We start from the raw sequence: 12,356 nt of genomic DNA on the forward strand, positions 1-12,356 counted from the left end.
GCTGCTCCTTCTGCGCGGGCACACGGGGCCGAGGAAAGGAGCCTGTCACCCCTCACTTACACGTGTCAATACCACGGGAAGGCAGCCCCCGGCACGGCACCGGAGAGGCCGGGAGAGCGGGAGCCCGCGGTCGAGGCCGGCGCCCGCGCCCGGGCACTGCGAGGGGGAGCGTCAGGAGGTCGGCGGCAGGGCGTAGTTCGTGAAGCCGAGCCAGTCGAGGGTCACGCAGGGGTCGTCGCCGAGCACCCAGGCGTCGTGACCCGGCTTGACCTCCATGTAGTCGCCCGCGCCGAACTCGGCCGTCTCGCCGTCGTTCATGACGACCTTCATGCGGCCGCTGATCACGTAGCCGACGTGCGAGGCCTGACAGCTGTCGGTGCCGGCGATGGGCTTGACGTGCTTGGACCACTGCCAGCCCGGTTCGAAGACGGCGCGGCCGACCGAGCCGCCGTCGCCGATGAGCAGGTCCAGCCTGCCCTTGCCGTCCTCGAAGGGACGCGTCTCGTCCGCTGAGTCGAAGGTCTTCCGTACGATCCCGGCCATCGCGTACTCCCGGCGGTGGAAAGGGTCCGATCCCCGAGTCCGCTTCCAGGCTACGCCGGGGCGGCACCCACCACCGCGCGCACGACCCCGAGCGCGGTCGTGCACATCGATACCGAGTATCGTCCGGCCTTGCATTGAATTTTTGTTGAACGGAAATCGCCTTTTGGTGGATCCCTGCACATTCACGGCTCTTTTTCTGTGCGCATCCCTTATCGGACAGACCTACACATAAAGGCCAGATAAGCGCACAATGAAGCAGCGGCGCGATTGCCGCGATGCGGCCTGACGTGCATGACGCCAGAAGGAGGCGAGTCACATGGCCGACGTCTCTCACCGTCATGGTGATATCGCGGGACACCCCGATGCGTCGGAAATGCGGGACCGTTACGCCCGTATGCTCCAGACCCGAGGTGTCGCGGCTGTCGAGGAGCTCGTGATCCTCGCCGGCGTATGGGCCGCGATCTCCGCCTACACGGTCCACTTCTCCGCCGCCCGGCCGGAACTCGCCATCAGCAACCTGATCGTCGGCATCTCGCTTGCCGTCCTCGGCCTCTGCATGTCGATGGCCCCCGAGCGGTCGCAGGACCTCAACTTCGTGGTCCTGCTCATGGGCGCGTGGCTGATCGTCTCGCCGTGGGTGGTCTCGCGGAACCCCGACACCGGCACGATCCTCAGCAATGTGATCACCGGTGCGTGCGTCTGTCTGTTCTCCCTGACGGCCGGCGGACTGCTCATGAGCAAGAGAAGGACCTGATCAAGAGAAGGGCGTGACGTTCTGACACTCCCTCTCCCCGACCACCGTTGATCCTCTCCCGGAACGGCGGCATCTCCCCTCACCGGAGGTGCCGCCGTTCACCGCGTTCTGTACGTGAACTGCAACCACCCGGTAACGAATTGACCCACATGGTTTCAGCCACATAAGTTCTGCGTAAAGCTTGCTCCACAGGGACAGGCTCCCGCTCGCATACCCAGTCCTTGGGGGGACAAAGTGAACTGGTACCTCGACGTTCTCAAGAAGTACGCGGTGTTCAACGGCCGTGCGCGTCGGCAGGAATTCTGGATGTTCTTCCTGTTCAACGTCATCGCGGCGGTCATCCTCATGATCGTCGACTCGCTGCTCGGCACGTACCCGCTGCTGTACGGCATCTACGGCCTGGCCGTCCTGATCCCGGGCCTGGCCGTGACCGTCCGCCGCCTGCACGACACCGGCCGCTCCGGCTGGTGGATCCTGATCGACCTCGTTCCGCTGGTCGGCGCCATCATCCTGATCGTCTTCCTCGCCACCGAGGGCGAGCAGCACCAGAACGCGCACGGCCCGAACCCGAAGCTGGCCCCGGCCTACTGACGGTCCCCGCCCTGCTGAAGGACCCGCTCACACGCGCGGCCCCCGGAGTTCTCTCCGGGGGCCGCACCCGTTTCCTGCCCAGTGACGGTTCGGCGCGTTTCCCCGCGCCGCCTTGTGCAGGATGGCGCACGACCGGCCCCCGCGGGCCCGCCTAGCCTCGCCGCAACAGCACGAACGAGGGGCGGTACCACCGGTGAACTGGCACATCCACGACTACCGCGAGAGCGATCTCGCCGCCGTCGTCCATCTGATCGACACCACCGCCGAGCTCGGGCAGGAGTCCGTCTTCTCGCTCGCCGAGTGCATCGGCGCCCTCACCACCCGTCAGCCGGCCGTCGTCGCCGTGCACCAGGGCGCCCCCATCGGGGCGGCGCTCGCCTGTGTCTCCGGCGAGCGGGCCTGGGTCATGCGGATCGCGATCTCCTCGGCGTGGCGGGGCCGCGGCCTCGCCAGCGCCCTGCTCGTGGAGCTGGAGCGGCGGCTCGTCGCGGCCCGCGTCGGACGCATCGCGTACGTCCTGCCGGAGGAGGAACTCCTCGGCGAGGGCCTGCTGAACGCCGGGTACACGCGCCAGCCGGCCGTCGCGTACTTCGAGAAGGTGGAGCCGCTGCACGGCCCCGCCGCCGGCCTCCTCGACGACCTGGGCGGCCGGCTGCTCCCCGGCGACCTGTGGGCGAAGGTCGCCGGCATGGAGCGGGAGAAGGACCTCATCGAACGCCGGGTGGTACTGCCCCTGGCCGAGCCGGAGCGCGCCACCCGGCACGGCGTGCGACCGCCGCGCGCGGTCTGCCTGTTCGGCCCGCCCGGCACCGGCAAGACCACCTTCGCGCGCGGCATCGCCTCCCGGCTCGGCTGGCCCTTCGTGGAGATCCTGCCGTCCCGCCTCGCCGACGAGGGGAACCTCGCGGCCGCCCTGCGGTCGGCGTTCGCGCGGATCGCCGAGCTGGAGCGGGTCCTGGTCTTCATCGACGAGGTCGAGGAGATCGCCCCGGTCCGCTCGGAGCCCGCCCAGCCCGGCGGCATGCACGGGGTGACGAACGAACTCCTGAAGCTGATACCGGGCTTCCGTGAGCGGGACGAGCGGCTGCTCGTCTGCGCGACCAACTCGATCCGCTCCCTCGACCCGGCGTTCCTGCGCCCCGGCCGCTTCGACTACCTCATCCCGATCGGTACGCCGGACAAGGCGGCACGGGCCGCCATCTGGGCCCGGTACACCGAGGGGCGGCCGGACGTCGACATCGACGAACTCGTGCTCGCCAGCGAGCTGTTCACTCCCGCCGACATCGAGCACGCGGCCCGGATCGCCGCCCAGGCCTCCTTCGAGCGTGACCTCGTCGCGGTCGGCGGGCGCGGCGGGGACGACCCGGTGCCCGGGGCGAGCACGGCGGACTACCTGGAGGCCATCGCGGAGTGCCGGCCGACGGTCACGCCGGAGATGGTCGAGCAGTTCGCCGCGGACATCACCTCACACGCCCGCACCTGATGGTGAACCGGTCCCCGGCCGCGTCCAGTTCGGCCCGGTCGGGCGGCTGGGCGCCGGGCCGGGAGACGGTGACGGCCGCGGCGGCGCTCGCCCTGCGCAGCAGCCTCGCGAGGTACTCGGCGCCGAGCCCGTCGAAGGTCTTCCGCCCGGCGAGGACGTCGAGGACGGCGGACATGAAGGAGTCGCCCGCGCCGACCGTGTCGACGACGGTGACCTGCGGCGTCTCCGAGGTGACCGTCTCCCGGCCGGTGAAGGCGAGCGATCCCGCCGCGCCCCGGGTGACCAGGACGACGGCCGGGCCGAGCGCCAGCCAGCGGGCGGCGACCGCCTCCGGCTCCTCGCCGGGGTACAGCCAGGCCAGGTCCTCGTCGCTCGCCTTCACGAGGTCGCTCAGCGCGACGCAGCGCTCGACGCGGGCGACGGCCTCGGCGTGCTCCCCCATCAGTTCGGGCCGCACGTTGGGGTCGTAGCTGACCGTGGCCCGGACGCGGAGCCGCTCGACCCGGGCGAGGACGGTGGCCGCGCCGGGGGCGGTGACGGCGGCGATCGAGCCGATGTGCACATGGACGGGCCGGTCCACGAGGAGCTCCCCGGTCTCCAGGGTCCAGGCGATGTCGAAGGTGTACGAGGCCCCGCCGTGCGCGTCGAGCGCGACGACCGCCGACGGGGTGCGTACGGGAGCGCCGCCGACCTCCACCCGTACCCCCGCGCCCTTCAGATGGTCCGCGATCAGCCGGCCGGTGGGGTCGTCGGCGAGCTGGGTGAGCAGGGTGACGTCCCGGCCGAGGCGGGCGAGGCCGTAGGCGACGTTGGCGGGGCTGCCGCCCGGGTGGATCCGTTCGGTCCCGTCGGCTCCGCGCACGATGTCGGCGACGCACTCGCCGATCACCAGGATGGACATGGGTCAGAGCTCCTTGGCGTAGGTGTCCTGGTAGCCGGCCCGGCCGCCGAAGACGTTGAGGCCGACGTGACCGTCGGTATAGGTGCCCGCGGGGTCGGTGAGGTCGATGATCCGGTTCCCGTCGAGGAAGACCTGGATGCGGGTGCCCTGGTGGACGATCCGCAGATCGTACGTGGCGCCGTGCCGGACGAGCGCGGGGACCCGGGCGAGGGCGGCCGCGTCGTCGAAGGAGCCGCCGCGCCGGACGACGAGGCGGACGGCCCGGAGGTCGGGGTCGACGTTGAGGACGTATCCGTCGGCGCCGTCGGCGGAGGCCCGCCAGATCAGGGAGGCGGCTCCCCTCGTGCCGTCGGGGCCGCCGAGCCGGAGCAGGGTGGTGAGTTCGAGGTCGGCGAAGCGGCGGGTGGACATCGCGTCGCTGTCGCGGTCGAAGACCCCGGTGTGTCCGGCGCCGGTGGCCTCCCAGCGGCCTGCGGGGACGGTGGTGAGGGTGCCGAGGTCCGTGCGGAACTCCCCCGGCGGCGGGGGCTCGGGCAGGGCGGGGAGCGTCCCGCCGAGGCGGCAGGTGGAGGCGAGGCGGTGGACGGCGAGTTCGGCGATCCGGACCGTGCCGCCCTCGGCGGTGAAGGCGATCCCGTCGGCGTCGGGGTCGGGCAGGACGAGGCTGGTGACGACGGCCTCGCCGTCGCCGCCGAAGGCCTCCACGGAGGAGGAGTCGACGAGGATCCGCAGCCGGACCGTCCGGCTGCCGTCGGCGGCCGGGACGGCCGCGAGCGGGGCCTCGGTGCGGCCCGCGAAGTACCGGGTGAAGTCGGTGCGTCCGGAGGTGGTGCGGTCGACGAAGAGGCGTTCGCGGACGCCGTCGTAGCCGACGAGGGTGGCCTGTCCGTCCTTCGTCCGCAGGTGGAAGGCGAAGCCGGTCGCGGCGCCGGCCGGAGGCAGGACGAGTGCGGCCTCCAGGTCGTACGTGGTGCCCGTCAGACCGGCGCAGGGGTCGGGTGCGCCGGGCCCGGCCGTGAGGTCCCTCCGTACGGTCGTGTCCGTGCGCAGCGAGGTCAGTTCGGCGACGGGCCACTGGCGCAGGACGGGGCCGTCCGCGCCGTCGGCGAGGGTGAGTTCACGGGGAAGGGAGTGCTGGCCGTTCCACGGGTGGGTGGGGGCGCTGAACGGGTAGTCCCAGTTGGTGGTCCAGCCGAGCCAGACCCGGCGCGCGTCGGGCAGGTCCGCGAAGGTGATGGCCGCGTAGAAGTCGCGGCCGTGGTCGCTGCGCGGGGCCGGGCCCGGGGCCTGGTGGGCGGTGAAGGAGGTGCCGTTCCAGTCGCCGGTGAGGTGGCGGGCGGTGGAGCCGTCGGTGGAGCGGGCGGCTCCGGTGCTGAAGGTGAGGACCCAGACCGTACGGGCGGGGTCGCCGCCGACCGGGAGCGGGAAGAGGTCGGGGCACTCCCAGACCCCGCCGCCGGTCACCCAGTCCCCGTAGCCGAAGGAGCTGGTGTGGCTCCAGTGGAGGAGGTCCCGGGAGGTGAGGAAGCGCACGTGGTCGCCGCCGGACACGACCATGACCCACTGGTCGCGGGCCTCGTCCCGGACCACCTTCGGGTCGCGGAAGTCCCAGCCGCCGTCCGGGCCTCCGGGGTTGCCGACGAGCGGTTCGGGGCCTCCGTACGGCTGCCAGGAGCGGCCCCGGTCGGTGCTGTAGGCGGCGCGGACCGCCTGGTTTCCGCCGATCTTGTCGGGGTGGTAGCTCGTGTAGTGGGCGATGAGGCCGGAGCCGCCGCCGAACAGGCCGGAGGCGTCGCCGTGATCGGCGACGGCGCAGCCGGACCAGCGGTGGCCGTACTCGTTCCAGTCGAGGGCGATCGGCAGCGCGCGCCAGTGGAGGAGGTCGGTGGAGACGGCGTGCGCCCAGCGGCCCTCGGCCTGGTGGAAGAGGTGGTACTCGCCGTCGAGGTACACCAGCCCGTTGGGGTCGCTGCCCGGTCCGGAGCGCGGCGAGTGGTGGACGGCGGGCCGGTACGGCTCGGTGTAGTGGTCGCGCGCGTCGGCGGCGTACACGTCCTGGAAGTACGCGGTGCCGCCGGCCGCGACGAGGCCGACGGTGTCGCCGGTGGCGGTGGCGGGAGCGCGCAGGGCGTCCACCCCGTCCACGGAGGCGGTGAACTCGCCGCCGACGAGGTGGATTTCGACGCGGTACGGGGTTCCCGCGCCGATCGGACGTACGGACGGCTGCCCGGTGGCGAGGACGGCACGGCTCCCGTGGTCGAGGAGCCGTATCGAGCCGGTCGCGGTGTCCAGGAGGAGTTCGTGGCCGCGGACGAGGAGCCCGGCGGCGTCCGCTCCGGCGAGCCGCACGTCGGCGGAGACGACGAGGTCGGCGCCGGCCGGGGCGGGGGCGGTGCGCAGCCCGTCGTTTCCGCGCAGGCCCTTGAGGTCGCGGGTCCAGGTGCCGGAGAGGGTGGTGGCGCCCGGGAGTTCGGCGGGCGGCCCGGCGGCGGTGATGTTCTCGAAGGAGACCCGTCCGTTGTAGGCGAGGAGCCCGGGGCGGCCGGAGAGGTGCGGGGCGGGCGCGGGGTCCTCGGTGTCGATGACGGGGGCGTAGCCGTCGGGACGGAGGAAGTCGCTCTGCCAGTGGACGCGGAGGCGTCGGCCCTCGGACTCGACGCGCAGGCGGTGGACGGTGCCGGGGGTGATCGTGGTGGCGTGGGTGGCGAGGGTGGTGTCGCCGTCCACGCGGTAGAGGCGGAGGCGGCCGAGGTTGGGGTCGGCCTCGACGGCGTAGCCCCGGGTGCCGGTGGCGTCGGCGCGGACGAGGAGGGCGGCGACGGCGTACGGGTCGTGGAGGACGACGTCCGCCTGGACGGAGGTGTCGTGGGCCTCGTCCGCGGCGATCGTGCGGATGTTGACGCCGTCGGGTGCGGCGCCGGTGAGCCCCAGCGGGGTCGGGGTCCAGGTGCCGCTGCCGGTCCAGCCGCTGAGGTCGGTGGTGACGGACCAGGTCCGGGGAGGTCCGAAGGTGACCGTGCCGCCGTCGGCGAGCAGGCCGACGTGGCCGGCGACGTGGCGGTGGTCGACGGTGGTGAGGACCTGCTCGCCGTCGACGTGGACGGTGAGGGCGGGCCCGTCGACGGTGACGTCGAGGGTCGCGCCGGGTCCGTTGCCGCCGGAGGCGAGGGTGGTGCCGCTCGCGAGGTCGACGAGTTCGACCTGGCCGTTCGCGGGTTCCAGGAGGACGGCGTAGCCGGTGGTGCCGTCGGCCGCGGCCCGCAGGACGAGCCCGCCCCGGGCGTGCGGGGTGGCCGGATCGGCCGCGATCCGGACGGAGCACCCGGCGCGGGCGCCGATCCGGTGCTCGGTCACGGCGAGCGCGGTGCCGGGGGCGGCGGACGCGCGCTGTCCGCCGTCCGGGGTGCGCTGCCAACTCCCCCGGTACGGAAGGGGGTCGGGGAGCGGCGAGGTGACGGGCTCGGGGGGCGTCGCGGTCCGGCGGCGGCGCGCGGGGGCGGCCTCGGCGGTGCGGGGTGCGGCGAGGGCGGGCAGGAGGGCGAGTCCGCCGGCCTGGAGCAGGGTGCGGCGGTGGAGGGGGAGCTCGGGGATACGCATGGGGGCCTCCTCGGCGGTGGGGTGGCGCCTGTACGGAAGAGGGGGGCCGGTGCCGGGCACGGGCCCGGCACCGGGAGGGCCGTCAGGGCCAGAGCGGCCGCGGGGCCGTCTCGATCGGGGCCATGTGCCAGGCGTCGAGGCGGGTGACGGTCGCCCGGCCGGTGGCGGTGAGCGAGACGCCGGTCGCCTGGTCGGGGCGGGTCGGGTAGACGCGGGCGGCGAGGGCGCGGCCGTTGGCGAAGATCTCCAGGGCGGAGTGGTCGACGAGGACGCGGAGTTCGACCGTGCCGTCCGGGCCGAGGGGCAGGGCGCCGTGGCGGGGTGCGGTGTCGACGTCCGGGTCCAGGCTGCTCGCCTCGCGGTGGAGGCGCAGGGTGCCCGAGGTGCCGGAGGCGTCACGTGCGAGCTCGACGACGGTCCGCTCGGCGCCGTCCGGGGTCTCCCGTACTCCGAGCCGTACCGTGGCACCGGGGGCGAGGCGCAGGGTGGCCTCCAGGTCGAGCTGGTCCCCGCGGACGGCGTCCAGATCGGCGTCCCCCTCGAAGGGGCCGAGGTGCACGTGGTCGCGGCGAAGGCGTGACAGTTCGGGCACGGGGGCCTGGGCGAGGGCGCCGTCGGGGCCGAGGGTGACGAGGCGCGGCAGGGACATCACCCCGGACCAGCCGGCGTGGGCGGTGGCCTCCTCGCCACGGCCCTCCTGGAGCCAGCCGAACATGATGCGGCGGCCGTGCGCGTCGCGCGTCGACTGGGGCGCGTAGAAGTAGTTCTGCCCGTAGTCGAGGCGGTGCAGGGCGGTCGGCTCGAAGCGGTCGCCCTCGTAGCGGCCGGTCCAGTAGAGCGGGTGGTGGGTGGCTCCCTGGTCCCAGGCGGAGAAGGCGAGCACGTCGGTGCCGCCCACCCGGAAGAGGTCGACGCACTCCCACATGGTGCCGGTCCAGTCGGGGTCGGCGGCGGTGCCCCGGCTCGCGTCGCCGGTCAGGAGCGGGCCGACGTACCGCCAGTGGCGCAGGTCGTGGGACTCGTACAGGAAGGCCGTGCCGCCCTCGCCGCGGATGCCGGAGCCGACGAGCTGGCGCCAGACGTCGCCCTCCTTCCACACGCAGTGGTCGCGGTACGCGGTGATGTCGACGCCCGCCGGGGGTGCGGCGATCACCGGGTTGCCGGGGTCCTTCGTCCAGTGCCGCAGGTCGGGGCTGCCGGTGGCGACGCAGGGCAGTTCGCGCTCGCCGTGCCGGCCGGAGTAGACGAGCGTGGGCACTCCCCCGTCGTCGACGAGGACGCCGGACCAGCAGCCGTCGCGGTCGGGTCCTGTGCTGCCGGGGACGAGGGCGACGGGTTCGTCGGTCCACGTGACGAGGTCGGCGGAGGTGGCATGGCCCCAGTGGATGCGGTGGTGGGCGGGGGCGAGCGGGTTGTACTGGTAGAAGAGGTGGTAGACGCCGTTCCAGTGGCTGAGCCCGTTGGGGTCGTTGAGCCAGCCGCCGGGGGACGTGAAGTGGAAGCGGGGCCGGTGCGGGTCGCGGAAGGCCCGCTCGGCGAGGCCCTCTTCGACGGCGGGGGCGATCAGGTCCTGTGTCATGCGGCGGTGTTCTCGGCTTCCGTGGGGGCTGCGTCGTCGGCGGTCTTGAGCACGCGGTGGGCGATCTCGTGGGCGGGCGCGTAGAGGTGGCAGCGCACCCAGTGGGGCTGCCCTCCGTCCTCGCCGACGGTGTGGCGTACGGGGGTGGTGGCGCTGCAGGTGCCGTCGTCGTACGGGCAGGACGCGGGGTCCAGGACGGCGGCCCGCAGCCTGGCGCGCTCGGCCTTGTCGTAGCCGGTGCGCCGGGCCGGGTCGGGCACGGCGGAGAGCAGCAGCCGGGTGTAGGGGTGGGCGGGGGCGTCCATGACGGCGAGCGCGTCCCCGCCCTCGACGAGTTCGCCGGCGAACATGACGGCGGTGGTGTCGGCGAGGTAGCGGGCCGAGCCCAGGTCGTGGGTGATGTACAGCATGGACAGGCCGCGTTCGTCGCGCAGCCGGCGCATCAGGTTGAGGACGCCGACCCGGACGGACACGTCGAGCATGGAGGTCGGTTCGTCGGCGAGGAGGACGCTCGGTCCGACGGCGAGGGCGCGGGCGATCGCGACGCGCTGGCGCTGTCCGCCGGACAGCTCGTGCGGGTAGGAGTCGAGCATGTCGGGTGCCAGACCGACCTCCTCCATGAGCGCCGCGAGCCGTTCCCGGCCGGCGGGCCGGCCGTGGAGGACGAGGGCGCGGGTGAGGAAGTGCTCGACGCGGTGGACGGGGTTGAGGGAGCCGAACGGGTCCTGGAACACCATCTGGACCTTCCCCCGGTACGCACGGGAGGCGCGGCGGCGTTCGGTGCGCAGCACGTCCTCGCCGTCGAGGAGGATCCGGCCCGAGGTGGGCCGTTCGAGGCGGGCGAGACAGCGGGCGATGGTGGACTTGCCGCTGCCGGACTCGCCGACGAGGGCGGTGACGCGGCCGGGGGCGAGGTCGAGGTCGACGCCGTTCACGGCGCGGACGCGGCGGCGGGAGAAGACGGTGCCGACCGGGAAGTCCTTGGTGAGCCCGCGGATCTGGAGAAGGGTCATGCGGCGGTGCCTCCGGTGAGGGCTGCCCAGCGGCCGGGGGCCACCTGGCGCAGGTCCGGGATGTTCGTGGAGCAGTCGGCGCGGTCGTCGGGGCAGCGGACGTGGAAGCCGCAGCTGTCGGCGGTGCGCGGGGCGTCGAAGAGGCCGCTGAGTTCCCGGCGCGGCCCGGTGAGCGGCGGGAAGGCGTTCATCAGGGCTTCGGTGTACGGGTGGAGGGGCCGCGCGAACAGCTCCTCGGCGTCGGCGAGTTCGACGAGCCGGCCGCCGTACATGACGCCCATGCGGTCCGACAGCTCGACCATCAGGGACATGTCGTGGGTGATGAAGAGGACGGAGAAGCCGAGCGTCTGCTGGAGTTCGCGGATCTGCGCCATGATCTCCTGCTGGACGACGACGTCGAGCGCGGTGGTCGGCTCGTCCATGATGAGCAGGGACGGGTTGAGGGCGACGGCCATGGCGATGACGACGCGCTGGCGCATGCCGCCGGAGAGCTGGTGCGGGTAGGCCTTCAGCCGGTCGGGGGCGATGCCGACGAGGTCGAGGAGTGCGGCGGAGCGGTCGCGGGCGGCCCGCTTCCTCAGCTTCTCGTGGGTGGTGAAGATGTCGCCGATCTGCTCGCCGATGGTGAGGACGGGGTTGAGGGAGTTCATCGCGGACTGGAAGACCATGGCGATCTCCCGCCAGCGGAAGGCGCGCAGTTCGCGGGCGTCCATGGCGAGGACGTCGCGGCCCCGGAAGGTGACCGAGCCAGCGGTGATCTCGGCGGGTGGTCCGAGGAGCCGCATGACGGCGTTGGCGACGGTGGACTTGCCGCAGCCGGACTCGCCGGCGAGTCCGAAGATCTCTCCCGCTCCGATGGTGAACGACACGTCGTCCGCGCCGACGACGCTGCGGCCGTCGCCCTGGTACTCGACGCGCAGACCCCGTACGTCGAGGAGGGGGTCGGTGCTCATCGCTTCCTCCTTCGCCGGGACCGAAGCCGCGGGTTGGTGATCTCGTCGACCGCGTAGTTGACGAGGGCGAGCGCGAAGGCGACGAGCGCGATGCACAGGCCGGAGGGGACGAACGCCCACCAGGCCCCGGTCATCAGGGCGCCGTCGTTCCCCGCCCAGTAGAGGTTGGTGCCCCAGCTGACGACGGAGGCGTCGCCGAGGCCGAGGAACTCCAGGCCCGCCTGGGCGCCGATGCCGAAGATGACGCAGCCGAGCAGGGTGGTCATGACCACGGACGCCATGTTGGGGAGGATCTCCCGGAACATGATCCGCAGCGGTCGCTCGCCGGTGACGACGGCGGCGGCCACGAAGTCCTTGCCCCGGATGGAGTTGGCCTGGGCGCGCAGCACGCGGGCCGAGCCGGCCCAGCCGGTGACGGTGAGGACGAGGACGACGGTGGTCGTGCCGGGCGGCAGGAACGCGGCGAGGATGACGAGCAGCGGCAGGCCCGGCAGCAGCAGGAAGACGTTGGTGACGAGGGTCAGCAGGTCGTCGACGAGCTTGCCGAGGTAGGCGGAGGCCAGCCCGACGAGCAGCGCGACCAGGGTGGCGGCGACGCCGACGGTGAAGCCGACGAGCATCGAGCTGCGGGTGCCCCACAGGGTGAGGACGAGGACGTCCTGGCCCTTGGAGGTGGTGCCGAGCCAGTGGCCGGCGGAGGGCGGGGTGGCGCCGAGGTCGGTGATGAGGGACGGGTCGCCGGGCGCGAGGACCGGGGCGAGCGCGCCGAGCAGGGCGAAGAAGGTGAGCAGGAGGAGTCCGGCGCGGGCCTTGCGGTCGGCGAGGAGCCGGCGCCCGAGCCCCTGGCGGGCGGTGCGCGGGGTGCCCGGCGGGCGGGGCGGCGGGGCGTGGGACACGGCCGTGGCGGTGTCCGGGGTGTCGAGGACGGACATGGCGGGGTTC

10 protein-coding genes are annotated in these 12,356 nt (G+C 73.1%); 3 read left to right on the forward strand and 7 right to left on the reverse strand.

What is annotated here, in order from left to right; translation table 11 throughout:
- Positions 1 to 171 precede the first annotated feature (171 nt).
- Positions 172 to 543 carry a cupin domain-containing protein gene (locus ACF07V_RS18365; protein WP_392155280.1) on the reverse strand — a complete coding sequence of 124 codons (372 nt, stop codon included), beginning with the start codon at positions 541 to 543 and terminating at the stop codon, positions 172 to 174.
- A 394-nt stretch (positions 544 to 937) separates the two neighbouring features.
- On the opposite strand from ACF07V_RS18365, the gene ACF07V_RS18370 reads away from it, so the two are divergent.
- The 3 genes from ACF07V_RS18370 (at position 938) to ACF07V_RS18380 (ending at position 3,371) form a co-directional block, all read left to right on the forward strand.
- On the forward strand, positions 938 to 1,297 hold the full coding sequence (locus ACF07V_RS18370) for an SPW repeat protein (RefSeq protein ID WP_392155282.1): 360 nt from the start codon (positions 938 to 940) through the stop codon (positions 1,295 to 1,297).
- A 234-nt stretch (positions 1,298 to 1,531) separates the two neighbouring features.
- Positions 1,532 to 1,888, forward strand: coding sequence for a DUF805 domain-containing protein (locus ACF07V_RS18375; RefSeq protein ID WP_392155284.1), 357 nt, complete (start codon positions 1,532 to 1,534; stop codon positions 1,886 to 1,888).
- Positions 1,889 to 2,081: 193 nt separating this feature from the next.
- A complete protein-coding gene (locus tag ACF07V_RS18380; protein WP_392155286.1) occupies positions 2,082 to 3,371 on the forward strand; it encodes an ATP-binding protein in 1,290 nt (429 codons plus the stop codon).
- Here the strand turns inward: ACF07V_RS18380 and ACF07V_RS18385 are convergent.
- The 6 genes from ACF07V_RS18385 to ACF07V_RS18410 all read right to left on the reverse strand — a co-directional run bounded on the left by ACF07V_RS18385 (position 3,349) and on the right by ACF07V_RS18410 (position 12,346).
- Positions 3,349 to 4,272 (reverse strand): carbohydrate kinase, encoded by a 924-nt coding sequence (locus ACF07V_RS18385; RefSeq protein ID WP_392155287.1) that lies wholly within the window; start codon positions 4,270 to 4,272, stop codon positions 3,349 to 3,351. The genes ACF07V_RS18380 and ACF07V_RS18385 overlap by 23 nt on opposite strands.
- Positions 4,273 to 4,275: 3 nt before the next feature.
- Complete coding sequence (locus ACF07V_RS18390) at positions 4,276 to 7,869, reverse strand: glycoside hydrolase family 32 protein (RefSeq protein WP_392155288.1); 3,594 nt, start codon at positions 7,867 to 7,869, stop codon at positions 4,276 to 4,278.
- A gap of 82 nt (positions 7,870 to 7,951) precedes the next feature.
- Positions 7,952 to 9,448, reverse strand: coding sequence for a glycoside hydrolase family 32 protein (locus ACF07V_RS18395; protein WP_392155290.1), 1,497 nt, complete (start codon positions 9,446 to 9,448; stop codon positions 7,952 to 7,954).
- Positions 9,445 to 10,461, reverse strand: a complete 1,017-nt coding sequence (locus tag ACF07V_RS18400; protein WP_392155291.1) for an ABC transporter ATP-binding protein — start codon at positions 10,459 to 10,461, stop codon at positions 9,445 to 9,447. The genes ACF07V_RS18395 and ACF07V_RS18400 overlap by 4 nt, the downstream gene beginning before the upstream one ends.
- The gene (locus tag ACF07V_RS18405; RefSeq protein WP_392155292.1) at positions 10,458 to 11,414 is read right to left on the reverse strand and encodes an ABC transporter ATP-binding protein; all 957 of its coding nucleotides are present in this window, start codon (positions 11,412 to 11,414) and stop codon (positions 10,458 to 10,460) included. Before ACF07V_RS18405 ends, ACF07V_RS18400 begins: the two co-directional genes overlap by 4 nt.
- Positions 11,411 to 12,346 carry an ABC transporter permease gene (locus ACF07V_RS18410; protein ID WP_392155294.1) on the reverse strand — a complete coding sequence of 312 codons (936 nt, stop codon included), beginning with the start codon at positions 12,344 to 12,346 and terminating at the stop codon, positions 11,411 to 11,413. The genes ACF07V_RS18405 and ACF07V_RS18410 overlap by 4 nt, the downstream gene beginning before the upstream one ends.
- Positions 12,347 to 12,356 lie beyond the last annotated feature (10 nt).

The organism is Streptomyces sp. NPDC015661, assembly GCF_043077765.1.
Classification (GTDB): Bacteria; Actinomycetota; Actinomycetes; order Streptomycetales; family Streptomycetaceae; genus Streptomyces.